The organism is Paractinoplanes rhizophilus (assembly GCF_042664765.1).
In the GTDB taxonomy this organism is placed as follows: domain Bacteria; phylum Actinomycetota; class Actinomycetes; order Mycobacteriales; family Micromonosporaceae; genus Actinoplanes; species Actinoplanes rhizophilus.
This window is the reverse complement of record NZ_JBHTBJ010000001.1, coordinates 130,775-157,383: the sequence shown is the minus strand read 5'-3', so window position 1 is coordinate 157,383 and position 26,609 is coordinate 130,775. Positions and strand designations below refer to the sequence as shown.

Annotated in this window: 30 protein-coding genes; 14 read left to right on the top strand and 16 right to left on the bottom strand. The window is 74.2% G+C overall.

All coding sequences use genetic code 11. The features are described 5' to 3' along the window. Positions 1-91: 91 nt before the first annotated feature. The 5 genes from ACFQS1_RS00720 to ACFQS1_RS00700 all read right to left on the bottom strand — a co-directional run bounded on the left by ACFQS1_RS00720 (position 92) and on the right by ACFQS1_RS00700 (position 5,119). Entirely contained in the window at positions 92-268 is a 177-nt protein-coding gene (locus ACFQS1_RS00720; RefSeq protein WP_378963872.1) for a hypothetical protein, read from the bottom strand. Continuing rightward, the gene (locus ACFQS1_RS00715; RefSeq protein WP_378963871.1) at positions 265-2,634 is read right to left on the bottom strand and encodes a glycoside hydrolase family 65 protein; all 2,370 of its coding nucleotides are present in this window, start codon (positions 2,632-2,634) and stop codon (positions 265-267) included. Before ACFQS1_RS00715 ends, ACFQS1_RS00720 begins: the two co-directional genes overlap by 4 nt. A 55-nt stretch (positions 2,635-2,689) precedes the next feature. Then, positions 2,690-3,220, bottom strand: coding sequence for a flavodoxin family protein (locus ACFQS1_RS00710; protein ID WP_378963870.1), 531 nt, complete (start codon positions 3,218-3,220; stop codon positions 2,690-2,692). A gap of 63 nt (positions 3,221-3,283) precedes the next feature. Further along, entirely contained in the window at positions 3,284-4,270 is a 987-nt protein-coding gene (locus tag ACFQS1_RS00705) for an Acg family FMN-binding oxidoreductase (protein ID WP_378963869.1), read from the bottom strand. 138 nt (positions 4,271-4,408) lie between these two features. Continuing rightward, positions 4,409-5,119, bottom strand: coding sequence for a TSUP family transporter (locus ACFQS1_RS00700; RefSeq protein ID WP_378963868.1), 711 nt, complete (start codon positions 5,117-5,119; stop codon positions 4,409-4,411). 72 nt (positions 5,120-5,191) lie between these two features. On the opposite strand from ACFQS1_RS00700, the gene ACFQS1_RS00695 reads away from it, so the two are divergent. Next, positions 5,192-5,416, top strand: a complete 225-nt coding sequence (locus ACFQS1_RS00695) for a hypothetical protein (protein WP_378963867.1) — start codon at positions 5,192-5,194, stop codon at positions 5,414-5,416. A 159-nt stretch (positions 5,417-5,575) separates the two neighbouring features. On the opposite strand, the gene pdxR is transcribed toward ACFQS1_RS00695, so the two are convergent. Together pdxR and ACFQS1_RS00685 are read right to left on the bottom strand one after the other, a co-directional pair. Beyond that, positions 5,576-6,988 carry a MocR-like pyridoxine biosynthesis transcription factor PdxR gene (gene pdxR, locus ACFQS1_RS00690; protein ID WP_378963866.1) on the bottom strand — a complete coding sequence of 471 codons (1,413 nt, stop codon included), beginning with the start codon at positions 6,986-6,988 and terminating at the stop codon, positions 5,576-5,578. Between the two features lie 72 nt (positions 6,989-7,060). Further along, positions 7,061-8,026 (bottom strand): helix-turn-helix transcriptional regulator, encoded by a 966-nt coding sequence (locus ACFQS1_RS00685; RefSeq protein WP_378963865.1) that lies wholly within the window; start codon positions 8,024-8,026, stop codon positions 7,061-7,063. Positions 8,027-8,079: 53 nt separating this feature from the next. Here ACFQS1_RS00685 and ACFQS1_RS00680 point away from each other — a divergent pair, with 53 nt between their 5' ends. After that, complete coding sequence (locus ACFQS1_RS00680; RefSeq protein ID WP_378963864.1) at positions 8,080-8,763, top strand: alpha/beta fold hydrolase; 684 nt, start codon at positions 8,080-8,082, stop codon at positions 8,761-8,763. 105 nt (positions 8,764-8,868) lie between these two features. On the opposite strand, the gene ACFQS1_RS00675 is transcribed toward ACFQS1_RS00680, so the two are convergent. After that, positions 8,869-9,807 (bottom strand): anti-sigma factor RsbA family regulatory protein, encoded by a 939-nt coding sequence (locus ACFQS1_RS00675; RefSeq protein WP_378963863.1) that lies wholly within the window; start codon positions 9,805-9,807, stop codon positions 8,869-8,871. A 2-nt stretch (positions 9,808-9,809) separates the two neighbouring features. Then, complete coding sequence (locus ACFQS1_RS00670; protein WP_378963862.1) at positions 9,810-10,649, bottom strand: MEDS domain-containing protein; 840 nt, start codon at positions 10,647-10,649, stop codon at positions 9,810-9,812. 228 nt (positions 10,650-10,877) lie between these two features. Between ACFQS1_RS00670 and ACFQS1_RS00665 the strand changes: the two genes are divergently transcribed. Together ACFQS1_RS00665 and ACFQS1_RS00660 are read left to right on the top strand one after the other, a co-directional pair. Continuing rightward, positions 10,878-11,699, top strand: coding sequence for a helix-turn-helix domain-containing protein (locus tag ACFQS1_RS00665; protein ID WP_378963861.1), 822 nt, complete (start codon positions 10,878-10,880; stop codon positions 11,697-11,699). 14 nt (positions 11,700-11,713) lie between these two features. After that, entirely contained in the window at positions 11,714-12,496 is a 783-nt protein-coding gene (locus tag ACFQS1_RS00660; protein WP_378963860.1) for an SAM-dependent methyltransferase, read from the top strand. A gap of 25 nt (positions 12,497-12,521) precedes the next feature. Here the strand turns inward: ACFQS1_RS00660 and ACFQS1_RS00655 are convergent, their stop codons facing one another. Continuing rightward, positions 12,522-12,725, bottom strand: coding sequence for a DUF397 domain-containing protein (locus ACFQS1_RS00655; protein WP_378963859.1), 204 nt, complete (start codon positions 12,723-12,725; stop codon positions 12,522-12,524). 247 nt (positions 12,726-12,972) lie between these two features. Here ACFQS1_RS00655 and ACFQS1_RS00650 point away from each other — a divergent pair, with 247 nt between their 5' ends. The 7 genes from ACFQS1_RS00650 (at position 12,973) to ACFQS1_RS00620 (ending at position 18,366) form a co-directional block, all read left to right on the top strand. Then, positions 12,973-13,593, top strand: coding sequence for a GGDEF domain-containing protein (locus tag ACFQS1_RS00650; protein WP_378963858.1), 621 nt, complete (start codon positions 12,973-12,975; stop codon positions 13,591-13,593). A gap of 27 nt (positions 13,594-13,620) precedes the next feature. Next, on the top strand, positions 13,621-14,649 hold the full coding sequence (locus ACFQS1_RS00645; RefSeq protein WP_378963857.1) for a uroporphyrinogen decarboxylase family protein: 1,029 nt from the start codon (positions 13,621-13,623) through the stop codon (positions 14,647-14,649). A 55-nt stretch (positions 14,650-14,704) separates the two neighbouring features. After that, positions 14,705-15,877 (top strand): monooxygenase, encoded by a 1,173-nt coding sequence (locus tag ACFQS1_RS00640; RefSeq protein ID WP_378963856.1) that lies wholly within the window; start codon positions 14,705-14,707, stop codon positions 15,875-15,877. Between the two features lie 142 nt (positions 15,878-16,019). Further along, positions 16,020-16,469, top strand: a complete 450-nt coding sequence (locus tag ACFQS1_RS00635) for a DoxX family protein (RefSeq protein ID WP_378963855.1) — start codon at positions 16,020-16,022, stop codon at positions 16,467-16,469. A gap of 45 nt (positions 16,470-16,514) precedes the next feature. Further along, positions 16,515-16,907, top strand: a complete 393-nt coding sequence (locus tag ACFQS1_RS00630) for a cupin domain-containing protein (protein ID WP_378963854.1) — start codon at positions 16,515-16,517, stop codon at positions 16,905-16,907. Between the two features lie 280 nt (positions 16,908-17,187). Then, a complete protein-coding gene (locus tag ACFQS1_RS00625; RefSeq protein ID WP_378963853.1) occupies positions 17,188-17,724 on the top strand; it encodes a hypothetical protein in 537 nt (178 codons plus the stop codon). Positions 17,725-18,108: 384 nt separating this feature from the next. Then, on the top strand, positions 18,109-18,366 hold the full coding sequence (locus ACFQS1_RS00620) for a hypothetical protein (RefSeq protein WP_378963852.1): 258 nt from the start codon (positions 18,109-18,111) through the stop codon (positions 18,364-18,366). 130 nt (positions 18,367-18,496) lie between these two features. Here the strand turns inward: ACFQS1_RS00620 and ACFQS1_RS00615 are convergent, their stop codons facing one another. Both ACFQS1_RS00615 and ACFQS1_RS00610 read right to left on the bottom strand, forming a co-directional pair. Then, on the bottom strand, positions 18,497-19,114 hold the full coding sequence (locus ACFQS1_RS00615) for an AMIN-like domain-containing (lipo)protein (RefSeq protein ID WP_378963851.1): 618 nt from the start codon (positions 19,112-19,114) through the stop codon (positions 18,497-18,499). A gap of 88 nt (positions 19,115-19,202) precedes the next feature. After that, positions 19,203-19,619 carry a universal stress protein gene (locus ACFQS1_RS00610; protein WP_378963850.1) on the bottom strand — a complete coding sequence of 139 codons (417 nt, stop codon included), beginning with the start codon at positions 19,617-19,619 and terminating at the stop codon, positions 19,203-19,205. Between the two features lie 292 nt (positions 19,620-19,911). Between ACFQS1_RS00610 and ACFQS1_RS00605 the strand changes: the two genes are divergently transcribed. Then, positions 19,912-20,784, top strand: a complete 873-nt coding sequence (locus ACFQS1_RS00605; protein WP_378963849.1) for a universal stress protein — start codon at positions 19,912-19,914, stop codon at positions 20,782-20,784. An 81-nt stretch (positions 20,785-20,865) separates the two neighbouring features. Here ACFQS1_RS00605 and ACFQS1_RS00600 read toward each other — a convergent pair whose 3' ends face one another. The 3 genes from ACFQS1_RS00600 to ACFQS1_RS00590 all read right to left on the bottom strand — a co-directional run bounded on the left by ACFQS1_RS00600 (position 20,866) and on the right by ACFQS1_RS00590 (position 24,496). Then, positions 20,866-22,308 carry a DUF4389 domain-containing protein gene (locus tag ACFQS1_RS00600; protein ID WP_378963848.1) on the bottom strand — a complete coding sequence of 481 codons (1,443 nt, stop codon included), beginning with the start codon at positions 22,306-22,308 and terminating at the stop codon, positions 20,866-20,868. Positions 22,309-22,456: 148 nt separating this feature from the next. Beyond that, entirely contained in the window at positions 22,457-23,050 is a 594-nt protein-coding gene (locus tag ACFQS1_RS00595) for a DoxX family membrane protein (RefSeq protein ID WP_378963847.1), read from the bottom strand. 96 nt (positions 23,051-23,146) lie between these two features. Further along, positions 23,147-24,496 carry a CoA-binding protein gene (locus tag ACFQS1_RS00590; RefSeq protein ID WP_378963846.1) on the bottom strand — a complete coding sequence of 450 codons (1,350 nt, stop codon included), beginning with the start codon at positions 24,494-24,496 and terminating at the stop codon, positions 23,147-23,149. Positions 24,497-24,706: 210 nt separating this feature from the next. Here ACFQS1_RS00590 and gap point away from each other — a divergent pair, with 210 nt between their 5' ends. Both gap and ACFQS1_RS00580 read left to right on the top strand, forming a co-directional pair. Next, positions 24,707-25,717, top strand: coding sequence for a type I glyceraldehyde-3-phosphate dehydrogenase (gene gap, locus ACFQS1_RS00585; RefSeq protein ID WP_378963845.1), 1,011 nt, complete (start codon positions 24,707-24,709; stop codon positions 25,715-25,717). Between the two features lie 4 nt (positions 25,718-25,721). After that, positions 25,722-26,342: a CBS domain-containing protein gene (locus tag ACFQS1_RS00580; protein WP_378963844.1), complete on the top strand. Its 621-nt coding sequence runs from the start codon at positions 25,722-25,724 to the stop codon at positions 26,340-26,342. A 112-nt stretch (positions 26,343-26,454) separates the two neighbouring features. Here ACFQS1_RS00580 and ACFQS1_RS00575 read toward each other — a convergent pair whose 3' ends face one another. After that, positions 26,455-26,589, bottom strand: a complete 135-nt coding sequence (locus ACFQS1_RS00575; protein ID WP_378964615.1) for a universal stress protein — start codon at positions 26,587-26,589, stop codon at positions 26,455-26,457. Between the last annotated feature and the right edge of the window lie 20 nt (positions 26,590-26,609).

Genomic DNA, 26,609 nt, shown 5'->3' with positions numbered 1-26,609 from the left:
GAGAACTCATCCCGTCAACCGGAATCGATACCCACAACATGGGACGGCGAGCAATCGCGTGGCGGCCCGGACGCTGGGGGAGGTTGTGGGGTCAGATCAGCCAGCGGTTCTTGCGGACGACGGGGAGGGCGGCCCACCACCGGCCGAGGCCCCAGGTGTGGCCCGCGTAGGTCAGCGCGAGCACGACGGCGCTTTGCCGGAGGACCCCGCGGGCCGGGCGCCGGGTCATCATCCGGCGGGACGAATCGTCGCGGCGGCCGCCGGTCACTTGATCAGGTCGTCCCGGCGGATCGGGCTGCGGCCGGCCGGCTGGACCGGGTCGCCGGCCAGGCGCACGACCGGCGGGATCGGCCGGGTCACCGGCGCGGCGGTGGTCAGCACCAGCGCCTCGCCGTGGTGCCGCAGCTCCAGCGTGGCGCCGTCGCTGCCGTCGCGCAGCGAGTACGTCGCCTCGCCGGGGAAGATCGTCACCTGCAGCCGCAGGCCGCGCCAGAGCACGGAGAACGCGAGCCGGTCGATCCGCTGCGGCAGGCGCGGCGCGAAGGACAGCACGCCGCCGTGGTCGCGCATGCCGCCGAGCCCCGCCACCAGGGCGAGCCAGCCGCCGGCCAGGGCCGCGATGTGCATTCCGTCGCGGGTGTTGCGGTGCAGGTCGTACAGGTCCATGAGCACCGCCTCGCCGATGTAGTCGTGCGCCAGCTCGAGGTGCCCCACCTCGGCCGCGACGATGGCCTGGGCGCACGCGGACAGCGACGAGTCCCGCACGGTACGGCGCTCGTAGTAGTCGAAGTCGCGGGCCTTGTCCTCGGCGGTGAACGCGTCGCCGCACCAGTGCAGCGCGAGCACGAGATCCGCCTGCTTGACGACCTGGGTGCGGTACAGGTCGAGGTACGGGAAGTGCATCAGCAGCGGGTAGTCCTCGGGGCGGGTGGCGTCGAAGTCCCACTCCTTCATCTGCGTGAAGCCGCGCACCTGCGGGTGCACGCCGAGCTCCTCGTCGTACGGGATGTGCATGGCCGCCGCCGCGGCCCGCCACGCCGCCACCTCGTCGCCGGTGCCGCCGAGGGCCCGGTACCGCTCGGGGTGGCGGGCCGCGGCGTCGGCGGCGGCGATGAGGTTCCGCTGCGCCATCAGGTTGGTGTAGACGTTGTCGTCGGCCACCGCGGTGTACTCGTCGGGGCCGGTGACCCGCTCGAGGTGGAACACGCCGTGCCGGTCGTGGTGGCCGTACGACACCCACAGCCGCGCGGTCTCGACGAGCAGCTCGACGCCGACATCCCGGTGGAACGCCTCGTCGCCGGTCGCGTTCACGTACCGCACCACGGCGTCGGCGATGTCGGCGGCGAGGTGCACCGCCGCCGTCCCGGCCGGCCAGTAGCCGGAGCACTCGTGGCCCCGGATGGTGCGCCACGGGAACGCGGCGCCGGCCCAGCCCAGCGTGGCCGCGCGCTCGCGGGCCAGGTCGAGCGTCGCGTGCCGCCAGCGCAGGGCCTCGGCCGCCGCCCGCGGCTGGATGTAGGTCAGCACCGGCAGCACGTACCGCTCGGTGTCCCAGAAGACGTGCCCGTCGTAGCCCGGGCCGGTCAGCCCCTTGGCCGCGATGGGCCGCTTCTGGGCCCGTGCCCCGGCCTGCAGCACGTGGAACATGCCGAAGCGGACCGCCTGCTGCACCTCGGCGTCGCCGTCCAGCTCGACGTCGGTGCCCGACCAGAACTCGTCCAGGTACGCCCGCTGCGCGGCGAGCAGGCCCGCCCAGCCCTCGAACCGGGCGCTCTGGATCGCGGCGGCCACCTGGTCGCGGATGGCGGCCGCGGACCGCCGGCTCGACCAGCCGTACCCGATCAGCTTGACCAGGCGCAGCCGCTGGCCCGGCGCCAGCCGGCAGGCCACCGTGGTGCGGGCCAGGTCGGGTTCGGCCTCGGTGGTGCAGCGCACCCCGGGCGGGCCGTCGACGAGGTGGTCCATCGCGGCGGCCAGCCGCAGGCCGCTCTCGCGGGTGATGTGCGCCAGCTGCGCGCCCATCTCGCCGGCGTGGCAGTCCTCGGCCACCAGCGGGGCCATCAGCACCGCCGACACCCGCGGGTCCTTGAGCGGGCCGGGCAGCGCCTCGTTCGCCACCAGCTCGGACTGCAGGATCACCCGGACCGGCGCGTCGACCGCGGTGACCTCGTACTCGATGGCGGCGATCGAGCGCTGGGTGAACGACACCAGCCGGGTCGAGCGGACCCGCACCGCGCGCCCGGCGCCGGACTCCCACTCGGCCTCGCGGCGCAGCACGCCGGCCCGCAGGTCGAGGACCCGCTCGTGCCGCCGCAGCCGGCCGTCGCGCACGTCGAAGGGCTCGTCGTCCACCATCAGCCGGATCAGCTTGCCGTTGGTGATGTTGACGATCGTCTGGCCCGATTCCGGGTAGCCGTATCCGCCCTCGGCGTACGGCAGCGGCCGCAGCTCGTAGAACGAGTTGAGATAGGTGCCCGGCAGCGCGTGCGGATCGCCCTCGTCGAGGTTGCCGCGCAGGCCGAGGTGCCCGTTGGACAGCGCGAAGATCGACTCGGAGCGGGACAGCAGCTGCGTGTCGAGGTGCGTCTCGCGCACGTGCCAGGGTTCCACGGGGAAGGCCGGATGCCGGATCACGAGACCCATCCTGCCCCAGAAAATGGCACCCGGCCCGGTTCGGAGCCGGCCCTCTTCAGACCCGGCGGCGCTCGGCCGGCAGCGCCGCGGCCAGCGCGGCGCCCCAGCGCCGGGCCCGTTCCACCGCACCGTCCAGCAGCGGTCCCGCGGTCCCGTGCACCCGGAAGCTCTCCGGCGGCACCAGCACGCGGCAGCCCAGCCGGCGCAGCTCCCGGCGGGCCCGGCGCGCCGCCGAGCCGGGCAGCCGCGGCTTGTCCACCTTGGTGTCGAACGCCGCGGCGGCCAGCCCGGTCAGCGACGGCGACACGTTCAGGTACTCGCGCAGGCCGACCTCGGCGGCGCCCGGCCGGATCGGGCCGCGCTGCTGGGCGTCCTTGCGGGTGCTCGGCCGGCTGAGCCCGAACGCGTGCGTCGGCGCCCCCACGACCAGCAGGTCCACGCCCTCGGCCGACGGCATGGTGGCGACGTCGGCCAGCCTGACGTCATCCGGCGTCAGGTCGCGGGCCTCCCGCAGGCCGTCGGCGACCGCGCGGGCGATCGCCTCGGTGTTGCCGAACATCGACTCGTAGACAACCAGTGCCCTCATGGCAGTCTCCTCTCCCTTCCCCACCGCGCCGGGCGGCGCGGCGGGGCGATCAGGGCCGCGTGCTCAGGCGAGCACCTCGGCCAGGTCCCGCCGCGGGGTCGGGTGTCCCGGGGTGCCGTAGCCGAACCGGATCGCGATCTGCGGGTACCCGGACCGGCCCAGCGAGCGGCGCAGTTGGTCGCGGGCCGCCGGCACCTCGATCGGCTGGCTGATCATCGAGGTGTCCAGGCCGGCCGCGGTGGCGGTGAGCAGCACCCGCTGCAGGGCCTGGCCCGCGGCCGTCTGGTCGGCCGGCTGGTCGCCGGCCACGCCCAGCACCCCGATCAGCGGCTCCGGCTCGTAGTCGCGCCCCGGCGCCCGGCGGCTATCGGTGAACAACCGCTGCGGCAGGAGGTCCTGCGGCTCGGGGAGCGGCGCCCCGGCACGCACCGGGACGCCGTCGCCCGCGTGGTCGGCGTGCGTCCAGGTGGCCAGCTCGGCCTGGTACCGGGCGTCGCGGCGCAGGACGCGGTCGGCACCGTGCGCGATCTCGCTGAACGCGGTGAGCGCCGTGGTGCCGACCAGCAGGTCGAGCCAGGCCGACTCGGCGCGGGCCGCCGCCATCAGGGCGACCCGCACCTCGGCGGGCACCGGCTCGGCCCAGAACGGGCCGCGGTTGCTGTACCGGTGCGGCACGGCCGCGTAGAGCTCGGCCTCGGCGTAGGTGGCCGGCCGGGGACGGCCCGGCGTGAGCCGGGCGACCAGGTCCCGGTCGGCGGGCTCCGGGTGCAGCCGCACGACGGCGGGGCGGCCCGCCGCCGCGAGCGCCAGGCGCGCGTTGTACACGGCGGCGCCGCAGGCGACCCGGGCCGCCCAGCCGGCCCGGCCGGTGGCGAGCCGGCGGACCGGGTCGACGCGGATCTCGATCGCCCCGTCCCGCAGCCCGAACAGCCAGGGCTGGCTGTTGTGCAGCGACGGCGCGCGGATGCCCGCCTGCGCCGCGAGGCGCAGGTCGGACTCGTCGTAGGCGAGGGTGGCGGTGCCGCTCGGCATCGCGGTGATGCGGGACATGGCGCACCTCGGGTCGCTGGAGTCGGTGCGGCGGGATGCCGCCTGCTGATACCACGGTGCCGGGCGGCGGCGCGGCCCGATCAGAGGCGAAGGTCCCCCGTCACCCGGCGAGCGGCACCTGTGCGAGGCGAGCCGTGACTACGTGGCGGCCCGGGCGAGGAGCGACAGCGCGCCCACGGTGGCCATGGCGAGGGCGATGGCGCGCACCGTCCCCGGCCCGATCCGGTGCGCGAACGGCCACGCCACCGCGGCCCCGGCCAGCAGCGCGAGGATGGCGCCGGCGAAATGCGCCGGCCGGCCGGTGGGCGGGCCCAGCACCGTCAGCGTCACGGCGTTCAACGGCAACGAGTACGCCTGCAGGGTCGCCGTCGCCACCCGCGGCTCCCACCCGCGATGCGCCACCAGCAGCGCCACCGGCGGCCCGCTGACCCCGGCGAGGACGTTGAGCACCCCGCTCGCGCCACCGGCGGCGACCGCCCCGGCGGGCCGGTCGACCCAGTGCGCCCGCCGGCCGGAGACGATCAGCGCCACCCCGGCCAGCACCGCGACGCCGGCGAACGCCAGCACCCAGCCCCCGCGCAGCCGGCCGGTGATCAGGGCCGCCGGCCACACCAGCAGCGCCGCCGGGACGAACAGCCGCGCCGCGTCGCCCCACCGGGCGTGCCGGAACGTCCCGGCCAGGATCGTGGCGTTGAGCAACAACGACAGGGCCACGGCCAGGCGTACGCCGTCGGCCTGCCCCAGCGCGAGGATGAGCAGCGGCCCGGCCACGAGCGCGAAGCCGATCCCGCTGAGCGCCTGCAAAGCGGCCGCGACCGCCACGACCACGACCACCGCGACCTGGATCATTCCTGCTGCCCGGTAGTGGGGTTGGGGGTTGGCCGCGACGACAAGCGCCGCCCGAGGGGCGAGGCTGTGGACATGAGGACCTCCTTCGACACCGCCCGCGCCGAGGCGCTGTTCGCCTCGGCCCTCCAATCGTCCGACCAGCCCTCCGCCGCCGAGGTGCGCACCGCGGTCACCAGTACGCTGCGGGCGCTGGGGCTCCGCGGCTGCGCCGCCCGGCTGGCCGCCGAGTTCGGCGACCACCCGGAGACCGCCGCCTCCAGGATGAGCTGGGCGATCACCACGATCGGCCGGATCTGAGGCTCATCCGCCGACCGCGGCCCGGGCGGCGCTGATGTCCCGCTGCCCGCGCCCGGCGTCCACCGCCGCCCGCCACTGCCCCGACAGCGCGCGCAGCAGCGGCAGCCCGACCCGGTAGCGGTGCGGCGACGGGCCGGCCGCCGGCCAGGATCGCGCTCGTCAGGGGTACAACGATGCCAGCAGCCCGATCGCGTCGGGGATGTCGGCGGTGGGGATCGCGCCGAAGCCGAGGACGACGCCGGCCCGGGGCGGGCTGTGCTGGTAGGTCCGCCGCAGCGAGGAGAGCTGCAGCCCGTGCCGGGTCGAGCGGACGCCGAGCTCCTGGTCGTCCGGTGTCCGCGGGGTGAGCAGGGTCAGGTGCAGCCCGGCCTGGCTGGGCAGGGGGGTGAGGGGAGAATCGGGCAGCGCGGCCAGGGCCGCGCCGACCGCGCGGTGCCGCCGGGCGTAGACCTTGCGGGCGCGACGCAGGTGGCGGTCCAGATACCCGTCCTCGATGAAGGTGCGCAGCGCCTGCGCCGTCACCGCGGGCACGCCGAAGTCGACGGCCTGCTGCATCGCGGTGATCGCCGGCACCAGGCCGGGCGGGACGACCGCGAACCCCAGGCGCAGCGCCGGGCTGAGCATCTTGCTGAAGGTGCCGACGTAGACCACCACGCCGTCGCGGTCGAGCCGATGCAGGGGCTCCAGCGGCCGGTTCAGGTAGCGGAACTCGCTGTCGTAGTCGTCCTCGATGACGGCGGCGCCCCGGCGGCCGGCCCAGCGCAGCAGCGCGAGCCGTCGCTGCCGGCTGAGGACGGCGCCGAGCGGGTACTGGTGCGAGGGAGTCACGTGGACCAGCCGCGCCGCGTCGGGCAGCGCGTCGACGATCAGGCCGTGCTCGTCGACCGGGACGCCCACCACCTCGGCGCCCAGCGAGCGCAGCATCGTGGTGATCGGGGGATAGCCGGGTTCCTCGACGGCGGCCACGTCGCCGGGCGTCAGCAGGACGCGGGCCAGCAGGTGGGCCGCGTGGCCGGCGCCGTGCGTGACGACGATCTGGTCGGCCGTGCCGGCGATCCCGCGGGACCGGGCGACCCAGTGGGTGAGCGCGCGGCGCAGCTCGATGCTGCCGGCCGGATCGCCGTAGTACCCGAAGTCGCGGGCGAGCCGGGTCAGGGCGCGGTTGGTGCAGCGCCGCCAGTCGGCGAGGGGGAACAGCCGGGTGTCGACCCGTCCCGCGGTGAGGTCGTAGCGCGGGTGCGATTCCAGGGCGACGCCGTAGCGGCGGACCGCGGCGGCGGTGGCGCTGGGCGCCAGCGCGGTCGGGGCCTCGGACGGCCCGGGCCCGGGCGCGGCGTGGTCGAGGACGATGCTGCCGCCGCCGCGGCGGCCCTCGACGTATCCCTCAGCGGTCAGCCGGGCGTACGCGTCGGTGACCGTGGAGCGCGCGATGCCCAGCTCGTGGGCGACGACGCGGGAGGGTTGCAGGCGTCCGCCGGGCGGCAGCCGCCCGTCGCCGATCGCCGCCCTGATCTGGTCGTAGAGCTGTGTGCTCAGGGCGCGCTCGTCGTCGGTGTCGAGGAACAGCTCCATCGGCGCTCCGATGATCCCGGGAGCTTGGTCTGCCCCGCCGTGGCCGGATTTTGACCTGTCGAGGCTACCAAGCTAGGCCGGCGAATCGGCCCCGGTCGAAGCGGCGGCCGCGAACCGGGCGGCGACCGCGGCCACGGCGGCGCGCAGCTCGGGGCCCTCCGCGACGGTGAAGCCGAACGGGACGGCGGCCAGCCACTCCTGGGCGTACATCTCGGGGTTTCTCGTGGTCCCGGTGAGCACGCACCGGTCGCCGGCCGGCTCCAGCCGGCCCATCGGCGGCCGGATCCAGGGCGCCACCCGCTCGGCGGGCGCGTGGAACACCACCCGGGTCGGGTACTTCCAGCCCGAGCCCAGATTTTCCTCGAGGGCGGCGACCGGGTCGAGCCCGTCCGGCGGGGTGAAGGGTTGCGGCAGCTGCCGCACCGCACGCATCCGGTCGATCCGGTACGTGCGGATCGCGCCCGCCCGGTGCGAGTGGCACAGCAGATACCAGCGGCCGAAGCGCACCACCACCGCCCACGGATCGACCTCGGCCGTCCACTCGCCGCCATCCTCGTGCGCCGAGGTCACGGCCACCCGTCGGCGGCCGGCAACGGCCGCGACCAGGGCGCTGGTCAGGGCCGGATCGGCGCGCGCGGCCCGGCGGTCCGGGGCTGCCGACGCGTACGCCCGCAGCGCCGCCGCCTGCCGCCCGACGCTCTCCGGCAGCGCCCGGATCACCTTGCTCAGCGCCGCGCCGACCGGATCGGCGGCCTCGATCGCCGCCGGTTGCCCGTCGAGCACGGCCATCACCAGGCCGAGCGCCTGCTCCTCGGTGAACACCACCGGCGGCAGCCGGGTGCCGCGGCCGAGGCGATAGCCCCCGTACGGCCCGCGGGACGACTCGACCGGGATGCCGGCCTCGCGCAGGATCCCGACGTAGCGCCGCGCGGCCCGCTCGGTCACCCCGAGGGCCGACGCCAGCTGCTCGGCGGTCGTGCCGGGCCGGGCCTGCAGGATCTCCAGCGTCCGCAGGGCCCGCGCGGTGGGGCTCTCCATCCGGCCCAACATACCGGAAGCAGAACGTCCGGAATGGGTCCTAGGTTGGGGGCATGACTGACGAACAGATCGTGCTCATCGGCGGCCTCTGGCTCGACCCGTCGGCGTGGGACGGCGTCGTCGCCGAGATCGGCAGGGCCGGCCGCCGCGCCGTGCCGGTGACCCTGCCCGGCCAGGGCGACGGAAATGTCGCGGCGACGCTGGACGACCAGGTCGGCGCGGTGCTCGCGGCGGTGGACGCGGCGCCCGGCCGGGCGATGGTGGTGGGCCACTCCGCCGCCTGCGGGCTCGCCTGGCTGGCCGCCGACGCGCGCCCCGAGCGGGTCGCCACGGTCGTGCTGATCGGCGGGTTCCCGGCGGCCGACGGCGAAACCTACGCCGACCTCTTCCCGATCGAGAACGGCGTGATGCCGTTCCCCGGCTGGGCGCCGTTCGAGGGCGCCGACTCCGCCGACCTCGACGAGCAGGCGCGCGCCCGGTTCGCCGAGGCCGCCGTCCCGGTGCCGGCGGGCGTGGCCAAGGGCACCGTCCGGCTGACCGACGAGCGGCGCTACGACGTGCCGGTCGTGATGGTCTGCCCCGAGTACACGCCGGCCCAGCTCCGCGAGTGGCTCGACGCCGGCGAGCTGCCCGAGCTCGCCCGGGTCAAGCACGTCGAGATGGTCGACATCGACTCCGGGCACTGGCCGATGCTGACCCGGCCGGCCGAGCTGGCCGCGATCCTGACCAGCGCCTGACCCGGCGCGGCGCGGGCGGCGGCGCCGCGCGTCCGGACCGGGACGCGTTCCACGCGCTCGCCGAGCGGCACGCCATCGGCGACCTCGTCCACCTGGCCGGGGGCGTCAGCTTCGTGCGGGCGGACGGCTGAAGCGGAACCGTACCCGGGTGACGCCGTTGTGGTGGTCGGTGGCCAGGGCGTCGCTGAGCTGACCGGCCAGCCACAGGCCGAGCCCGTGCCGGTCCGGGTGGGCCGGCGGCCGGTAGCCGACCAGCGGGTCGGGGAAGCCGTCGCCGTTGTCGGTCACCTCGCAGGTGATGGCGGTGTCCTCGATCCACACCTTCAGGCGGCGGTCGGGGCGGCCGTGCACCAGCGCGTTGATGGCCACCTCGGTGACCACCAGCAGCAGGTCGTCGATCGCCGGGCGCTGCCAGCCCAGGCCGCGCGCCACGGCCTGCACCACGCACCGGGCGCGGCGCGGGTCGGCCGGGTCGTCCAGACCGATCGCGAGCAGGGGCTCCCCGGCGATCGGCGGCAGCGGTTCGGCCCAGGAGCGCAGCAGCCGGCCGGGCTGCTGGTAGAGGGCGGACGGGCGGTCGGCGGCCACGACCGGGTGGGTGAGCCAGGCGCCGGTGATGACCGGTTCGGGCAGGCGGCGGGTGTCGTACGGGCAGATGATCCAGGCCGGCGTCGTGGCGAGGATGGCGTTGATCGCCGACTCGTAGCGCAGCCAGGTGTCGCGCCGGGCGCCGGCGCCGAAGGCCACCTCGCCGATCACCCGGACCGAGCGGTGACCCCGCGCCCGTGCCTCGTCGATCAGGCCGAACCATCCGGCGATGGTGGACGCGGGCCGCACGTACCAGAGATCGCGGTCGATGAAGGTGACCGCGCGCGCGTCCGCGCCCAGCGCTCGCCGGAGCAGGTCGATGTTGTGGCGGGTGACGGCGGCGACCACGGCGTCGCCGTCGCGCAGGCCGTCGGCGACGAACGGGGCGAGGGCCGCGACGAAGTCCTCGTCGTCGTCGTAGACGAGAGCGTGGTGGCGAAGCGCCGCGCCGGTCATGGTCAGTCCCGCAGCACCACGTTCGGGAAGAGCCTGGACCAGGTGTACGGCCGCCAGATGTCGTGCAGCAGCGCGGACGCGCCGCGGACGACGGTGGGCCCGCACCGGGCGGCGATCGCCTCGCAGGCCAGGCCGATCCCCCGGGCGGCCTTGACGTCGATGAGGGTCACGCCGCTCACGTCGAGCACGGCGGTCGGCCGGCCGGGCGCCGCCTCCACCAGGAGCCGGTACACCTGGTCGGCGGCGAGGAAGTCGACGTCGCCCGACAACCGCATCGCGCCGTCCCGCCCGCCGTGCAGGCTGAACGCGCGATGATCGGGCGTGCGGCGGCTGTGCACCGACGCGGCGAGCAGCAGGTCGCGGCGGGCCCACCGGCGCGCGTCGTAGGCGCACACCGCGGTCAGCGGGATCCGCTTGATGAGCAGGTCGGCGCGCAGCTCCAGGGCCGGCCAGGCGGCGACCGCGCCCGGACGGCCGAGCACGGGCTGGGTCTCGGCGTACACCCGCAGGCCGGCGAAGCCCTCGGCCACAGCGGACCGCGCCGCCTCCGCGACGCGATCCAGCCGCCGGTCGGCGTCGTCCTCGCGGTACGCCTCCGCGGCGGAGCCCAGCACCAGCATGCCGCGGTCCACGAGGTCGTCGAGGGGCAGCCCGGCGGCCCGCAGGTCGTCGCCGATCGGGGCGGTGGGCTGGTCGCCGGCGGTGAGGACCCACACCCGCTCCCGGCGGGCCAGCCCGGCGACGGTGTAGTCCAGGACCGCGCGGCGCGCGTCGGCGTCCCGGTCGTACACGAAGCAGAAATGGTCGTGCGGGGCGAGACCGGGAACTCCGCCTGGCAGCACGACCGCACTCCCTCGTCACGGTGCCCGGCGCGGACCGCCCGGCGCACCCGGGAATCGTATGGCCACTGGCCGGGCCACCGCCCGGAGCGCGCGAGAAATCCTCCGATCAGGTGTGCGCGTTGTTCTCCGACAGTGTTCGGCCGGGCACTTTTGGTTCCGCGGACCCCGGCGATATGGTGTTGGCCACATTGCCCGCCGGTCGCATGGCCGCGGTACGGAGGAGTGAGCGTGCCGGTCACCGGTCAGCGTGTGGTGCGTCGGGCCCTGGGGCGCAGGCTGACCCGCCTGCGCGTGGCGACCGGGAAGAGCCGGCGCGAGGTCGCCGAGGCCAAGCTCGGCATCTCCGAGCCCACCCTGCACCGCATCGAGACCGGCAAGGTCCCGGTCACCGTCGCGAACGTGCGCGCCCTCTGCTGGCTGTACGGAGTGGACGAAAGCGTCACCGACGGGCTCTCCGACCTGGCCCTGGGCACCTCCCAGGAGGAGTGGTGGGACGCGAATCCCGCCCTGCCGGACTGGTTCAAGCTCTACGTCGGGCTCGAGGCGAGCGCGAGCGCGATCCGCACGTACGAGGGCGAGGTCGTCCCCGGCGAGTTGCAGACCGAGCAGTACGCGCGGGCGATCTACAGCGCCGAGCAGTCGCTGGACGGCGAGGCCACCGAGCGGCACGTGAAGCTGCGGATGCAGCGCCAGGCCGCGATGGCGGCCCGGTATCCCAAGCCGCGCCTGATCACCGTGCTCGGCCAGGGCGTGCTGGCCCGGCAGGTCGGCGGCCCGGAGGTGCTCGCCGCGCAGGTCGCGCACCTGTGCGAGGTGGCGCGCCAGGAGCACGTGGAGATCCGGGTGCTGCCATGGTCGGCCGGCGCGCACGCCGCGATGGCCGGGGCGTTCCGGATCATGGACTTCGAGGACCCGGAGGATCCCGACGTGGTCTACCTGGAGTCCCACGTCGGCGCGCTGTACCTGGAGGAACCGGCCGAGGTGCGCGAGTACCGCCGCATCTTCGAGCTGATCACCGCGGCCTCCGTGCCGATCGCGGATTTTCGCTGAGAGGCAGGGACGGCATGGACAGCTCCCGCAAGGCCGCGACCGCGGCCCGGATGTACGACTACTACCTCGGCGGCGTGCACAACTTCCCGGCCGACCGGGCCGCCGCCGACGCCGTCATCGAGCGCTTCCCGTTCGTTCCCGAGGCGGCCCGGGCCAACCGCGCCTTCCTGGTGAACGCGGTGCGGCACCTGGCCGAGTCCGGGATCCGGCAGTTCCTCGACATCGGCTCGGGAATCCCCACAGTGGACAACGTGCACGCGGTGGCCCGCCGGGTCGACCCGGGTGCGCGGGTCGCGTATGTCGACATCGACCCGGTGGCCGTGGCCGAGAGCATGGAGATCCTGCAGGGCGACGCCCTGGCGGTGGCGGTGCGCGGCGACGTGCAGCAGCCGCGGGCCGTGCTCGAGCACGCCGAGGTGCGCAGGCTGCTCGACTTCGGCGAGCCTATCGGGGTGATCCTGGCCGCCGTGCTGCACTTCGTCCCGGAGCACCGGGTGGCCGACGACGCGGTGGCCACGCTGATCGGCTCGGTCGCCCCGGGCAGCCACTTCGTCATGTCGCACAGCGCCACCGAGAGCTTCGAGCTGTTCACCGCGACCGAGGACGTCTACCAGCGGCGCACCTCGACCCCCGGCACGATCCGGACCCGGGCGGAGGTCGAGCGGCTGTTCACCGGCCTCGAGCTGGTCGAGCCCGGGGTGGTCTGGGCGCAGGAGTGGCGTCCCGGCGCGGTGGCCGGGCGGGTCGAGAGCCCCCGCCTGGGCGGCATCTGGGCCGGCGTCGGCCGGAAGGCCTGAGCGCAGGGTCAGGCGGAGAGCGGCGTCAGCCGGAGAGCAGCCGGTCGAATTCGCCCTTCTTCGCGCCGTCGAGGAAGGAGTCCCATTCCTCGACGGTGAAGTGCACCGTGCTCGCCTCGGGCCGCTTGCTGTTGCGCACCTCGATCAGGCCCGCGTGGCGCCGTACCTCGACGCAGCTGCCGCCGTTGCCGGTGGACCGGCTCGACATCATCCATTCGACGTCATACATCGCAGTGCTCCGTCACTATGGGTAGGGTGGACTGCCATCAAATTCGGGCATATGACGCAAAAACCAGCACTTGGTTGCCCTTCTTCTTTCGCGATGAAATTTTGCGTACCGAGCGTAGGAGTTGGCAAGAGAGTTCATCGATACCGGACTGAACTTCTGCACTGTGAAATCTTGCACCGTGGAAACTTGGCAGGGGATGATGACCATCTCGACGGATGGCCGTCCGATGTGGCCGGAAGGGGCGCTCATGGATATCCTCAGTCGCGCCGGCCGCGCCGCGGCGGCGGACGGCGAGGAGTCCACCGACGCCGAGGTGGCGCGCCTGCGGGCGCAGGTGGCCCGGCTCGAGTCCGAGCGCGCCGCGCTGTGGTGGGCCATCCACCACGACGACCTGACCGGCCTGGCCAACCGCCGGCTGCTCGATGCCGTCGGCCCGTCGATGCTGCGCAGCGCCGCCCGTTATGCCGTGCTGGTGCTCGACCTCGACGGCTTCAAACCGGTCAACGACCGGTACGGGCACGCCGTCGGCGACGAGGTGTTGCGGACCGTGGGCCGGCGGCTGTCCGGCTGCCTGTCCGGCGACCTGGCGGCCCGGCTCAGCGGCGACGAGTTCGCGGCGATCCTCACCGAGTCGTCCCTGGCCGGCGCCCACCGCGACTGGCCGGCCCTGGTCGGCGAGATCTCCGAGTCGGTCGCCGCGCCGATGGACATCGACGGCAACCGGCTCGTCGTCACCGCGTCGATCGGCGTCACCACCGGCCGGGGCGAGCCGGCCGCGATGACCGACCTGATCCGCCGCGCCGACCTGGCGATGTATCACGCCAAGGCGCGCCGGTGCCGCTCGTACATCGACGGGGAGCGGCGGTAGGCCGGCCCGGCGGGGATACTGGGGATCATGGCAGAGCTTCCGCTTTTCCCGGCCACCCTGGTGGGCAGCTTCCCGCAGCCGGAATGGCTGATCGACCGGGCCCGGCTGGCCGGCCGGTTCCCGCCGCGGGTGCGGGCGGCCGAGCTGTGGCGGCCCGCGCCCGAGCACCTCGCTCGCGCGCAGGACGACGCGACTCTGCTCGCGATCCGCGCCCAGGAGGAGGCCGGCCTCGACATCGTGACCGACGGGGAGATCCGGCGGGAGAGCTACTCGAACCACTTCGCGACGGCGCTGGCCGGGCTCGACCTCGATAATCCCGGCACGGTGATCAATCGCAGCGGGCAGCCCAATCCCGTGCCCCGCGTGGTCGGCCCGGTGCGCCGGCCGGCCCCGGTGCAGGCGGCCGATGTGCGTTTCCTGCGCGCGCACACCGACCGCACGATCAAGGTCACCGTTCCGGGTCCCTTCACGATGTCGCAGCAGACGCAGGACGACTACTACAAAGATCCAGAGGCCCTGGCGTACGCCTATGCCGGCGCCGTCAACGCGGAAGTGCGTGACCTCTTCGCCGCCGGGGCCGACATCGTCCAGCTCGACGAGCCGTATCTCCAGGCCAGGCCGGACGCCGCTCGCGCGTACGGGGTGCCGGCTCTCAACCGCGCGCTGGACGGCGTCGCCGGCACCACCGCGGTGCACCTCTGCTTCGGCTACGCCGCCATCGTCCACGACCGGCCGTCGGGCTACTCCTTCCTGCCGGAGCTGGCCGACTGCGCCTGCGACCAGATCTCCATCGAGACCGCCCAGTCGCATCTGGACACCTCGGTGCTCAAGCACCTCACCGGAAAGAAGATCATGCTCGGCGTCCTCGACCTCTCCACCCCCGAGGTCGAGCCGGTCGGGACGGTCGTCGACCGGGTCCGCCGCGCCCTGGCCCACGTGGCCGCGGAGGACATCGTGCTCGCCCCGGACTGCGGCATGAAGTACCTGCCGTGGGAGTCGGCGACCGGCAAGTTGCGCGCCATGGCCGGCGCCGCCGAGGTCCTGCGGCGCGGCTGACAGCGTCGGCACGACGAGAATGCGGTAGGCGGCCGGCTCGGGGGGAGGCGCGGTGATGAGGAAGCGGATCGGGGTCGTGGTGGTCGTCCTGGCCATGACCGGGGCGAGCGCGGCGTGCGGCGGCGCGGACGGCGATCCACCGGCGGCCCCGCCCAGCTCGCTCGGGCCCAGCTCGCTCGCGCACCAGCATGCCGCGCCACCGCCGTCGCCGCGGCCGCTGCGGGCCGGCGAGCGTTTCGTCACGCTGACGATGCCCCGGCCCTACCGGCCGGTCGCGCCCGGCGGCGGCACCGACGAGTACCGGTGCTTCCTGGTGGATCCCGGGATCACCGCCCAGGCCTACCTGACCGGCAGCCAGTTCCTGCCGCAGAACACGGACATCGTGCACCACGCGATCTTCTTCCGGATCGCGCCGGAGGGCGTCGCGAAGGCCCGCGCCCTCGACGACGGCGCCCCCGGCGAGGGCTGGCAGTGCTTCGGCGACTCCGGCGTCCCGGGCGACGCGTGGGTGGCCCACTGGGCGCCCGGCGCCGACGAGGTGCTGCTCGGCGAGCACCTCGGGTACGCGATGCCACCCGGCAGCCGGCTGGTCATGCAGGTGCACTACAACCTGCTGGCGACCGGCGGGAAGCCCGGGCCTACCGATCGGTCGAGCATCCGCCTGCGCCTCGCCGGCGACACCCCGCCGGTGACCCCGCTGGACACGTTCCGGCTGGCGGCGCCGATCGAGCTGCCCTGCACCGCGCGGGAGAGCGGCCCGCTGTGCGACCGGGCCGCGGCGGTCCAGGATGTCGGCCGGCGCTTCGGCGAGGACGTCGGCGGCACCGAGGACCATCTGGTCCAGGCGTGCAGCGCGGGCCGGCCGGTCGCCGGCGACACCCAGCACTGCGACTATCCGATGCCGGGTCCCGCTACCGTCTACGCCGCCGCCGGGCACATGCACCTGCTCGGCCGGTCCATCAAGATCGAGCTCAACCCCGGGACGGCCGGCGCCGCGATCCTGCTGGACATCCCGCGGTACAACTTCGACGACCAGGCCCTCCGGCCGCTGGCCGCGCCGGTGAAGCTGGAGCGGGGCGACGTGGTCCGGGTGACCTGCACCCACGACGCCGGATTGCGCACGTTGCTGCCGCAGCTGCGTCAGTTGCCGCCGCGCTATGTGGTGTGGGGCGACGGAACGGCCGACGAGATGTGTCTGGGCCTGCTGATCGGCACCACCGCGGCGTAACCGGAACCCCGCCTGGTGACGGCACCGGGCGCGGCCGCGTGCGTGCCGCCGCGATGTCGCATATTGAGACGCGTCTATGTCAGAGCGTGTTCATTCATTAACGTGAATGGATATTTCGAAGTTGCAGGAAGCGGAGGTTGGCATGCGCGGGAGTCGATTCACCGAGGCCGTCTGGGCGTTGTTCCGGGTCGTGATCGGACTGTTGTTCGCGCTGCACGGAGCATCGACGGTGTTCGGGGTGTTCGGCGGCAACCGCGGCAGCGGGCATGCGGCGCCGATGGGTTCCTGGCCGGGCTGGTACGCCGGGGTGATCGAGCTGGTGTGCGGCCTGCTGGTGCTGATCGGCCTGCTCACCGTGCCGGCCGCGATCCTCGCCTCCGGCTCGATGGCGTACGCCTATTTCACCGTGCACCAGCCGCACGGGCTGCTCCCGCTGGAGAACGGCGGCGACGCGCCCGCGCTGTTCTGCTGGGCCTTCCTGGCCATCGCCGTGGTCGGCGCCGGCCCGTGGTCGGTCGACGGGATGCGCCGCCCGCGAGCGCGAACCACACCGATGGAGCCGGCCGACGCCCGAGCGAGCACCGCATCGTAAGAAACGTACAAGATTGCCGCGCCCGGCAAGGGCATGCTGGTGCGTATGGATCAGCCCGTGAACCTCAGCCAGGCGCTCGCCTCGTTCGACGCCGTCTACAGCCCGCGGATCGTGACCCGCGTCAACGACTACGACGTGCGGATCGCACACACCCGCGGAGAGCATGTCTGGCACGTCCACCACGACACCGACGAGTTCTTCCTCGCCCTCGACGGCCAGTTCGATGTCGCCCTGCGCGACGCCGACGGCACCGAGCGAACCGTGACGCTGCACGCCGGCGACGTGTTCGTCGTGCCCAAGGGCACCGAGCACAAGCCGTCCTCACCCGGCGGCGCCATCCTGATGTTCGAGCCCACCGGCACGTCCACCACCGGCGACCAGCACGAGGGCGCGGTGCCGGACCACGTCGACAGCACCACCGGGCACCCGCTGTCCTGACCTCGCCCGTGGCGCCGCAGCCCGGCACTGTCGCGGACGCCGCAGTCCGCCGGCCGGCGCGGGGAGGGCCGCGAGATGCGGGCTGGTGGCCGAGGCGCAGGGCCGGCCGGCTGTCCAGGGCGGTCGTTGGGCCCTACCCGCACTCCCCGCCGGCGCGAACGCTGGTCGTATGACCGCGATTCAGCACAGCCGGCCGCCGGCCTCGCGCCGCGCCGTGGGACGAACCGGCCGCCCGTGGCGGGTTCGCCGACGAGTGCCGGCTCGGCGCCGGGAGGTTGCGATGAATGAGCAGAGGCCGTTGCCGTTCGCCGAGGCCGCGCGGGCGGTGGGCCGGTGCGTGGTGGTCAGCGCCGGACTGCTGCGCCGGCGGCAAGTGCGTCTTCCGGCGAATCACCTGGGGATGCGACTGCGCTTCGGTGACCGCGGCAGCGCCACGGTCTATCGGGAGACGGTGGTGGATGCGGCCGCGCCCCGCGATCCGTGCGTCCTGGTGGTCGAGTTCCGGCTGCGCGGCGTACGGGGTCGCGGGCACGACCTGTTCCGCCGGGAGAGCCTGCTCAACACGCCGCTGTTCGTGGGCTTCCCCGGTTTCGTGTCCAAGCTGTGGCTCGCGCACGACGAGAACGGCGCCTATCGGGGCCTCTACGAGTGGGACGGCGCCGATCGGGCCGAGGCGTACGCGCGGGCCCTGTGGCGGGTGCTGGCGCTGGTGAGCGTCCGCGGTTCGATCCACTACCGGGTGCTGCCGGGCCGGCGCCGCGACGAGCTCGTCGATCGGCCGGGCGCCGACGGGTCGCGTCCGGTGGCCGCGGTGTGACCTCGCGCCCGGACGCCCTGGTGGCGGGCGCGCTGCTGGACCGGGCCGGCACGACGCCCCGCGCGCTGCTGCGACCGGGCGCCCGTACCGTCGCGGTCACGCCGGCCGGCTTCGGCTGGCGGGACACGGCCTACCCGCACCTGACGCTGATCCGGCAGATGGAGGTGGAGAACGTCCTGGCCGACGCGCTCCGCCGGCGCGGCCCGCCAGGGTCCTTCGGCCCAGGCTCCGAGGGACGGCAGGCGTCGGACCGGCCCGGCGATTCGGGACCATCGGCCCGGGTGGTGCGACGGCGATTTCCGTACGCTCGAGGGCGACGTGGCCGGGCCGGGAATGCCTCGGCCCGATCCGCGCGGCAGCGACGTGGCCGGGGAGGCGTGTCACATGACAACCAACGGCAAGAAGCGGCAGTTCGACGAGATCGTCGCCGGTCTGGTGGCCGATTACCCGTCGCTCGGCGGCCGGCCCGCCCGGCCACGCTGGGTTCTGATCACCGCTGCTGTCGCGGGCGGCTTCGCCTGGGGTCTGCTGTCGGTCGCGATGGTCGCCTGGGGCGCGATCGGCGTGGCGCTGACCTGCGTCGTGGTCGCCGCGGCGGCCGCCGCCCTGGCCTGGGACACCCACCGGCCGCGCCGTCGATGAGGCGCGGCCGTGGCCGGTCAGCCGTCAGTCGCGGGCGCCGTGGCTGGTCAGCGGTCGATCGCGGGCGCCGTGGCCGGTCAGCGGTCAGTTGCGAACGCCGTGGCCGGTCGTGCGCGAGCGGCGGGGCCGGTCAGTGCCGGGCGAGGTCGATGTAGAGCCGGCCGGGCAGCTCGCCGACCCGGAAGCCGGCCACGTGGTCCAGGCCGAGCGCGACCGAGACGTATCCCTCGTAGTCGCCGACGACGGCGTAGGACTTGAGCGTCGGCAGGTCGATGTGGTGGATCCCGGTCACCGTGGCGGTGCCGTCGTCGCGGTGCGCCTGCGCGGGATTCATGACCACGAGCAGGTGCCGGTGGCCGGGGACGGACACCGGCTTGTCGGACGGGTCGGCGCGGACCTGGGACACGTATTTGACCGAGTAGCCCGGTAAGGCTCCGCCGATGTCGAAGACAATACGGTCGTAGCCGTCCCGCGAATGCTCCGCGTACCGGACGCCGGTGAGCACCGGCACGGGCGGCACGGCCGGGTGGTGGGTCACGGTCACCGGGCCGGATGGCCAGGTCAGGTGGTGCGAGGCGGGAGGCGTGGCCGTTGCCGCGCCGGCGCCGCCCGGGGCGGATGACGACGAAACGGCCGGGGCCGGCGTGCCGGCGGGCGGGGTCGCCGGTCCGGCTCCGGTGCCGCCGCAGGCGGCGGCCAGGGTCGCGGCGACGGTCAGCGCGGCCGCGAACTTCAGGCTGGTGTTCATACTTCGACGGTGACCAGCTCGGGACATCCCCGCCAGGGGCGAACGGCATCACCGTCAGGCCGATCGGTCCACCCGCGCCGGCCGCGGGTCACCGACCGGCCACGACGCGCGGCGCGGCGGGCACGACAGCGACCGGGCAGTCGGCCAGCCCGGCCAGCCGCTTGACGGTCTCGCCGAGCGTGCCGGCCGCCGCCACCACGAGGGCGGCGTCGTGGCCGAGCGCGGCCAGCGCACGGGCCGGGTCGTCGTCGTGCAGGATCTGCCGTTCCACGGCGGCGGCCTCATCGGGCGGCAGGTTGTCGTACAGGATCGCGGTGAGCAGCCGATCGCTGTCCGACATCTCCGTCGGCCCGGAACCGCCGGGGCGACGCTCGCGGCCGGTCCAGACGTGGGCGGCGCGCAGCGGCAGGCCCAGCCGGCGCGCTTGCTCCCGGGCGCAGGAAAGGACCTCGGCGCCGGCGTCATCGTCGTCGACCGCCGCCAGGACGAAGGATCGAGCGTTCATCGCGGCCTCCCCTTGCTCCCGTGCCCACCGGCGGCCGGCGCGGCGGCCGGTGACCGTCTTGATGACGGTGGATCTGACGGCACACCGGCCGTCCGGCGTTGCCGGCCGCCGCGTGGTCCGGCCACCGGTGGGCTCATGGCCAGCATTGCTCGGCGGCCGGAGCTCCAACAGGGCCGTTGGTCCTCAGATGCCGTTCATACCGGACCAACGTCCCGTCTCGGTAGGACCTGCTTCCCTGCCGCCGAGCCGGGCCGCGCCGCACGCTCAGGAGAGAGACCTGAGAGGAGCGGTCATGAGAGCCAAGCCCATCATCGTCGGCGCCGACGGCACCGGCTGGAGCATGGCGGCGGTGAGGTGGGCGGCGCGCGAAGCGCAGCGCCGGGGCCTGCCGCTGCGGGTCACGCACGTCTTCGACTGGGAGTGGCGCGAAGCCCGGTACGACATGAGCCACGACTACCTCGATCTGGCCCGCGAGCACGCCGAGGGGATCACCGCCGGCGCCGTGTACGAGGCGCGGGTGGCGTCCGGGAAACAGGACGTCGAGGGTGACCCGGTGATCGGCCGGCACCCGGCGTCGCGGCTGCTCGCCGAGGCCGAGGGCGCCGAGCTGATGGTTCTCGGCAGTCGCGGCCGGGGCGGGTTCGCCAGCCTGTTGCTGGGCTCGGTGAGCCAGCGGGTGGCCACCCATGCGCCGTGCCCGGTGGTCGTGGTCCGGGGCCGCGGCGCAGAGGCCGAGGGCCCGGTCGTCGCGGGGGTCGACGACTCGCCGGCCGCCGACGGTGTGCTGGAGACGGCGTTCGAGGCCGCCGCCGGGCACGGGTGCGCGCTCGAGGTCGTCCGGTCGTACTTGCCGGCGGTTCCGCTGTGGATGGCCAAGGCGCCGGACGCCGACGCCGTCACCCCGGAGGCCGACACGCAGGAGCGAGCGCGGCTCGAGGCGCAGCTGGCGCCCTGGCGCGAGAAGTACCCCGACGTCCCGGTGACCGTCGTCCTCACCCACCACGGCATCGCCGCCGAGCTGGTCGAGGCGTCCCACCGCGCCCGCCTGGTGGTCGTGGGCAGCCGCGGGCACGGCGTGATCGCCGGGACCGCGCTCGGCTCCACCGGCCTGCAGCTGCTGCACCACGCGGACTGCCCGGTGTACATCGTGCGGGCGAAGCACTGACCAACCCCAGCAAGAAGCACCGACCAACCCCAGAAATCGGCGCCGGCGGTCCGGAGACCGCCGGCGCCTTCCGGTTCGTCGTCAGGAGCCGAGCGGCACCGGCGGGGATTGCGGTACGGGCGCCGGCGGGCCGACGCCGGTCGGCGGCTCGGTGTGCCGGCGGCCCAGCCCGACGCCGCCGAGGACGATGAGGCCCACGGCGATCAGGCCGAGCACGATGCCGGCGGCGAGGAGCCCACCGCCGAGCGCGGCCAGGCGCGGCACCTGGACGGCGCCCCGGGCCTCCACGGCGACTCCGGGCGAGCCGTCGGCGTTCGCCACGACCACGGCGAAGTCGCCGTCGACGACCGTCCACTGCAGCGTCGCGACACCCGTGCCGGTGCCGGAGGCCAGCCAGAACGGCTGGGCCGCGGGGTCGGCGACCGTACGCGTCACGCCGGTGGCCCGGTCGTACCGGGCCGCGTTGCCGGTCACGCCGACGAACTCGTCGTGCGCGGTGCCGGCCAGCCAGGAGTCGACCGCCGGCTGCGGCGCGATGCCGACGAAGATCGGCCGGCCGGTCGGCGAGGTGACCGTCACCCGCAGTCCGCCCACGTCGGCAAGGTTGCCGGTCCACACGCCGGTGCCGGCGATCTCGAGGTTCTCGGCGGTGAGGGCCGCGGTGGTGGTGCTCAGCGAAACGGCCGGGCTGGTCACGTAGCCCTCGCGATCCCGGCCGGAGTCCAGCGCCAGCAACAGGCTGCCGCCGCTTCCCAGCCCGGTCGCGGGCGCCAGCAGCAGCACGCCGGCGATCAGGGCGATGACCGGACCGGCCGCCGACGGCGCGCGGGCGGGGGCCGGGGGCTCGGCCCGGGCGGGTCGGTCGGGCCGGGGATCCGGCTCGGGGCCGCCCTGGTCGAGCCGGAACGGCGGGTACCGTCCGGGCAGCAGGATCAGGTAGCCCGCCACCCGCAGGCCCCAGCGGGCGACGCCGACCAGCAGGTCGTGCAGGCCGCTGGGGTAGCGCCCGGTGAACAGCAGCGCCAGCCCGGCCACCAGCACGGCGGCGCCGACGACGCTCAGCGGCACGTCGAGGCGCAGGTCCCCGTTGCCGAACGTCCAGGTCGCCACGCCGGTGAGCGCGCCCAGGATGATCAGGTGCGGCACGGCGAGCAGCCAGGCCACCAGCGGCAGCCACCGTCGCGGCGGCGGCGCGTCCGCGTCCAGGCGCAGCCGCGCCGGGTAGTCCGGGACGTCGGCCAGCGTGAACGGCGGGTATTGGTCGGTGCCCAGCGCCTGGTAGCCGTAGTAGCCGGCCCGCCAGGTCCAGCGCAGCACGCCGGTGTTGTAGGCGCGGATCGATGCCGGGTACCGGCCGGTGAACAGTACCGCCAGGTACGCCACCAGGGTGAGCACCGCGAGGCCGGTCCAGAGCACGGCCAGCGCGAGGTAATGCGGGATGAGCAGGATCCATTTGACGAGCCAGAGCCAGCGGCTCAGCCGCTCGTCGCGGTGTGCCTCGACCCGCACCGGATAGCGGTCCATGACACCTCCTCAGGTTTCCCTCAGCACACCGCCGCGCGCACCGGCCCGGCAGGGCCGGAAGCCTCGGCCGGAAAGGTAGATCGGGCCCACCCGGTACGCGATTCCGCCCGGCCCTGTCGTGGGCCGGGCGGTGTGGGTGCCGGTGGGGTCAGATGAGCCAGCGGTTCTTCTGGACGAAGGGCAGCGAGGCCCACCATTTGCCGAGGCCCCAGGTGTGTCCGGCGTAGGTGAGGGCGGCGACGATGGCGGTGAGGCCGTAGATGATGTGGTAGTCGATCAGGGGGTTGGTGGAGCCGCTGGGTTCGCCGTCGGCGGTGGTTTTGTCGAGGGGGAATTCGGCGAGCCACATCATGGCCATCATCAGGATGGCGGCGCCGGCGGCGAGGCGCAGGCCGATGCCGAGGATGAGGGCGAGGCCGATGCCGAGCAGGCCGAGCATGAACAGCCAGTTGGCCCAGGCGGTGCCGGCGATGGTGTGGAAGAAGTTTTGTAGCCAGGTGGGTCCGAGGTCGACGCTGGAGAGGAAGCCTTTGGTGGGGGAGCCGCCGTTGATCCAGGCTTTGGCGGTGGGGGTGGCGAAGCCGAAGCCGAAGGTTTTGTCGAGGAATGCCCACAGGAAGATGAAGCCGGTGGAGATGCGCAGCACGGCGAGGGCGCGGGCGGCGGTCTTGGTGAGCATGGAGCCGGGCGCCTCGACGTTCTCGAGGTGCTGGGCGGCGGCGCCGCGGCCGATGGTTGTCATGGTGTCCTCCTCAGTCGATGTCGTTGTCTTGAGCCTGCTCGCCCGGCGCGCCTGGCGCCCGTGCCTGACAGCCCGACATGCACGGGTCCAAGGTCCCTATTCGGCCACCCGCAGTGGCGACCCTTCGACGCGGCCGCCCGCGACCCGCCGGCCCGGCGGCTGCCGGCGCCACGCCGCGTAGCTGACGGCGTGGGCCAAGGCCCGGATCGCCCGGTCGTGCTGGCGGTAGACGGGAGCCCGCCGGGCTCCGATGTGGTCGATGTCGTGCCCGCACCCGGTGAGCACCGCGGCCGCGGTCACCTTCGGATGGCCGTCCACGACGCGGCCGACGGCGGTCAGGATGGCGTCGGGAACGTTGGCGCGGGTGCCGGCGATCGTGACGAGGACGATGTCCACCTCGCCGCGGGCGGTCACCGTCTCGACGGCGTCCGCCATCCGGCGCGGGTCGGCGTCGACACCCACGTCCAGAAGGTGGCTCTCGGCGAGCCGGAAGCCGGCCGCGCGCGCGGTCCGGGCGGCGATGGCGTCCAGGCCACCGGCGTTGCCCACGATGCCGAGCCGGCGTCCGGCCGGCAGCGGCTGATCGGCGAGCAGGCGCGCGGCGTCCATCATCTCGTCGAGGCCGGCGGCGGCGATGACCCCGGCGTGCGTGAACAGGCTCTCCGGTGGGGCGGGCGCGCCGCCCGGGATCACCAGCACGGGTTTGCTCCGGGCGGTCACCCGGGCGGCGCGGGCGAAGGACGCGGGGTCGCCGACCGCGTCCAGGCAGAGCGCGATAGCGCGGACGCGGGGGTCGGCCCGCCAGTGGGCGACCAGAGCGGCGGCGCTGACATCGGTGCTGTCACCCAGCGAGACGAAGGAGGCGAGGCCACCACCGCTGCGGGCGGCATGCTCCAGCATCGCCAGGCCGACCGTTCCCGATCGGCAGGCCATCGCCAGGCCGCCGGGCGCCGGGCGGCACGGCGAGAGGCAGGCGTCGAGCCGCACCCGCGGATCGGTGTCGATGACGCCGAGGCTGTTCGGGCCGGCCAGGAGAATGCCGTGTTCCCGGGTGACCCGGCCGATCTCGCGCGCCTGATCCGGATGATGGCCGGCGGCGGAGCTGCGGCTGAGCACCAGCGCCGTGCGTACGCCGAGCCGGCCGGCCTCGCGAAGCGCGTTCGGCACGCGCCCGGGTGGCAGGGCCACGACGAGAAGATCGATCGGGCCGGGCAGGCCGGCGAGCGACCGGTGCGCGGGGATGCCGCACACCGGACGGCCGGAGCCGTTGACCGGGTGCAGGCGACCGGTGAAGCCGTAGTCGCGCAGGGCCCGCACCGTCTCGTACCCGGCGCTGCCGTGCCGTCCCATGGCACCGATCACGCCCACCGACCTCGGCGACAGCAACGAGCGCAGCGCGCCCGGCCCGGCCGGCGGGCCGACCGGCGGAGAGGATCCGATCGCCATGGTCATCACTACGGCCCTTCCTCCCCGCTCGGCCACAGCATCGCCGCTCGGCCGGCGCGATCAGTAGGGCCAGAGGTCCCGGAGCGCCCGGAGACAGGACGTTCGGCTCCGGCCGCCGGGGGCGGGCCTGCCGGGGCGGGACCTTCGACCCTGCCCGCTCGACCGGCACGGCGCGACGCTGAGGGCAGAGACCACTGTGGGAGGACCACCATGACCTATCGCATCGCGATCAACGGCTTCGGCCGGATCGGCCGCAACTACCTCCGCCGCCTGCTGGCCACGGACCTGGCCAACGCGGGCCTGCAGGTGGTGGCGATCAACGACCTGTACGACACGGGCACGCTCGCCCACCTGCTCGAGTACGACTCCACCTTCGGCCACCTGGACACCGGGGTCGGCTACGACGCCGGCACCCTCAACGTCGGCTGGCACAGCATCCCGACCTTCGCCGAGCGCAAGCCGGACGCGCTGCCCTGGGGCGACCTGCGCGTCGACCTGGTCATCGAGGCCACCGGCAAACTCCGTGCGCGGGACGACGCGGCGCTGCACCTCAAGGCCGGCGCCGGCCGCGTGCTGATCTCCGCGCCGGGCAAGAACGTGGACGCCACCCTGGTGCCCGGCGTCAACGCCGACACGTACGACCCGGTCCGGCACCAGATCGTGTCGGCCGCGTCCTGCACGACCAACTGCGTGGCGCCGCTGGTGAAGGTGCTGCACGACGCGTTCGTGATCGAGCAGGGCTATCTGACCACCGTGCACGCGTACACGAACGACCAGAACGTCCTCGACGCGCCGCACAAGGACCCGCGCCGCGCCCGCGCCGCGGCCGTGAACATCATCCCGACCAGCACCGGCGCGGCGAAGGCCGTCGGCCTGGTGCTGCCCGAGCTGGCCGGTCGCCTCGACGGGGTGGCGCTGCGGGTTCCGGTGGTGGACGGCTCGATCAGCGACCTGACCCTGCGGCTCGGCGCCGACGTCACCGCCGAGCAGGTCAACGAGGCCGTCGCGGCGGCCGCGGGCGGGCCGCTCAGCGGCATCGTCCGGTACACCGACGCGCCGCTGGTCTCGACCGACATCGTCGGCGACCCGGCGTCGTGCGTGTTCGACGCCCGGCTGACCCAGGCGAAGGGCCGCCTGGTGAAGGTGTTCGGCTGGTACGACAACGAGTGGGGCTACACCAACCGTCTCGTCGACCTGACGAGGCAGATGGCCAAGAGGTGATGTGATGCGCGCCAAGGACATCATGAGCAGCCCGGTCCACACCGTGGCGCAGACCGCGCCGGTGGAGGCCGCCGCCGAGCTGGTCACCGTGAAGAAGGTGACCGCGCTGCCGGTCGTGGACGCGGCCGGGCGGCTGGTCGGGATGGTGAGCGAGAGCGACCTGCTCTGGCATCGCGTGCCGGCCGATCCGAGCGCGCACATGCTGCCGCTGCCGAACACCGACCCGGCCGGCCGCCCGGGCCTGGTGGCCGAGGTCATGTCGGCGTACCCGGTCACGACCCGGCCGGAAGCGGATGTCGCCGAGGTGGCCGAGCTGATGCTGGAGCACGACGTGCGCAGCATTCCGGTCCTGGACGACGGGGCGCTGGTCGGCATCGTCAGCCGCCGCGACATTTTGCGGGTCATGGTGCGGAGCGACGACGTGCTCACCGCCGAGGTGCAGCATCGTCTCGACGAGTACGCGGGCGGCCCGCGCTGGACCGCCGTGGTCGAGGGCGGGATCGCCCGCGTCACCGGCGAGTTCCGGGACGACACCGAGCAGGGCATCGTCGCCGTGCTGGCCCGGACGGTGCCGGGCGTGGCCGCCGTCGACGTGGCCGCGGCCGAGCCGCGGCGCACCGGATGACCGATGGCATTCTCGCCGGCGGACGTCGCGTCCGCCGGCGATATGCTGCGCCTCGCCGTCGACGAGGTGCAGCAGGGTGGGACCGGACTGCGGCCGGCCGACGCCGCCCGGGTCAGTCCTTTGCCTCGTGAGCGATCGCGACGGGGCAGGCGGCTTGGCGCAGCAGGTGCTGGCTCACCGATCCCTGCAGCATGCCGCGCAGGGCGCCGCGGCCCGCCGCGACGGCCTCGGTGAGGCTGTCCTTGATGGACTGCTCCGTCTCGCTGT

Coding starts and splice junctions, on each gene's coding strand:
- ACFQS1_RS00710 (WP_378963870.1), bottom strand. CDS start 3,220: ATGAGGGCACTGGTTGTCTACGAGTCGATGTTCGGCAACACCGAGGCG.
- ACFQS1_RS00705 (WP_378963869.1), bottom strand. CDS start 4,270: ATGTCCCGCATCACCGCGATGCCGAGCGGCACCGCCACCCTCGCCTAC.
- ACFQS1_RS00700 (WP_378963868.1), bottom strand. CDS start 5,119: ATGATCCAGGTCGCGGTGGTCGTGGTCGTGGCGGTCGCGGCCGCTTTG.
- ACFQS1_RS00695 (WP_378963867.1), top strand. CDS start 5,192: ATGAGGACCTCCTTCGACACCGCCCGCGCCGAGGCGCTGTTCGCCTCG.
- pdxR (WP_378963866.1), bottom strand. CDS start 6,988: ATGGAGCTGTTCCTCGACACCGACGACGAGCGCGCCCTGAGCACACAG.
- ACFQS1_RS00685 (WP_378963865.1), bottom strand. CDS start 8,026: ATGGAGAGCCCCACCGCGCGGGCCCTGCGGACGCTGGAGATCCTGCAG.
- ACFQS1_RS00680 (WP_378963864.1), top strand. CDS start 8,080: ATGACTGACGAACAGATCGTGCTCATCGGCGGCCTCTGGCTCGACCCG.
- ACFQS1_RS00675 (WP_378963863.1), bottom strand. CDS start 9,807: ATGACCGGCGCGGCGCTTCGCCACCACGCTCTCGTCTACGACGACGAC.
- ACFQS1_RS00660 (WP_378963860.1), top strand. CDS start 11,714: ATGGACAGCTCCCGCAAGGCCGCGACCGCGGCCCGGATGTACGACTAC.
- ACFQS1_RS00655 (WP_378963859.1), bottom strand. CDS start 12,725: ATGTATGACGTCGAATGGATGATGTCGAGCCGGTCCACCGGCAACGGC.
- ACFQS1_RS00650 (WP_378963858.1), top strand. CDS start 12,973: ATGGATATCCTCAGTCGCGCCGGCCGCGCCGCGGCGGCGGACGGCGAG.
- ACFQS1_RS00645 (WP_378963857.1), top strand. CDS start 13,621: ATGGCAGAGCTTCCGCTTTTCCCGGCCACCCTGGTGGGCAGCTTCCCG.
- ACFQS1_RS00640 (WP_378963856.1), top strand. CDS start 14,705: ATGAGGAAGCGGATCGGGGTCGTGGTGGTCGTCCTGGCCATGACCGGG.
- ACFQS1_RS00635 (WP_378963855.1), top strand. CDS start 16,020: ATGCGCGGGAGTCGATTCACCGAGGCCGTCTGGGCGTTGTTCCGGGTC.
- ACFQS1_RS00630 (WP_378963854.1), top strand. CDS start 16,515: ATGGATCAGCCCGTGAACCTCAGCCAGGCGCTCGCCTCGTTCGACGCC.
- ACFQS1_RS00625 (WP_378963853.1), top strand. CDS start 17,188: ATGAATGAGCAGAGGCCGTTGCCGTTCGCCGAGGCCGCGCGGGCGGTG.
- ACFQS1_RS00620 (WP_378963852.1), top strand. CDS start 18,109: ATGACAACCAACGGCAAGAAGCGGCAGTTCGACGAGATCGTCGCCGGT.
- ACFQS1_RS00615 (WP_378963851.1), bottom strand. CDS start 19,114: ATGAACACCAGCCTGAAGTTCGCGGCCGCGCTGACCGTCGCCGCGACC.
- ACFQS1_RS00610 (WP_378963850.1), bottom strand. CDS start 19,619: ATGAACGCTCGATCCTTCGTCCTGGCGGCGGTCGACGACGATGACGCC.
- ACFQS1_RS00605 (WP_378963849.1), top strand. CDS start 19,912: ATGAGAGCCAAGCCCATCATCGTCGGCGCCGACGGCACCGGCTGGAGC.
- ACFQS1_RS00600 (WP_378963848.1), bottom strand. CDS start 22,308: ATGGACCGCTATCCGGTGCGGGTCGAGGCACACCGCGACGAGCGGCTG.
- ACFQS1_RS00595 (WP_378963847.1), bottom strand. CDS start 23,050: ATGACAACCATCGGCCGCGGCGCCGCCGCCCAGCACCTCGAGAACGTC.
- ACFQS1_RS00590 (WP_378963846.1), bottom strand. CDS start 24,496: ATGGCGATCGGATCCTCTCCGCCGGTCGGCCCGCCGGCCGGGCCGGGC.
- gap (WP_378963845.1), top strand. CDS start 24,707: ATGACCTATCGCATCGCGATCAACGGCTTCGGCCGGATCGGCCGCAAC.
- ACFQS1_RS00580 (WP_378963844.1), top strand. CDS start 25,722: ATGCGCGCCAAGGACATCATGAGCAGCCCGGTCCACACCGTGGCGCAG.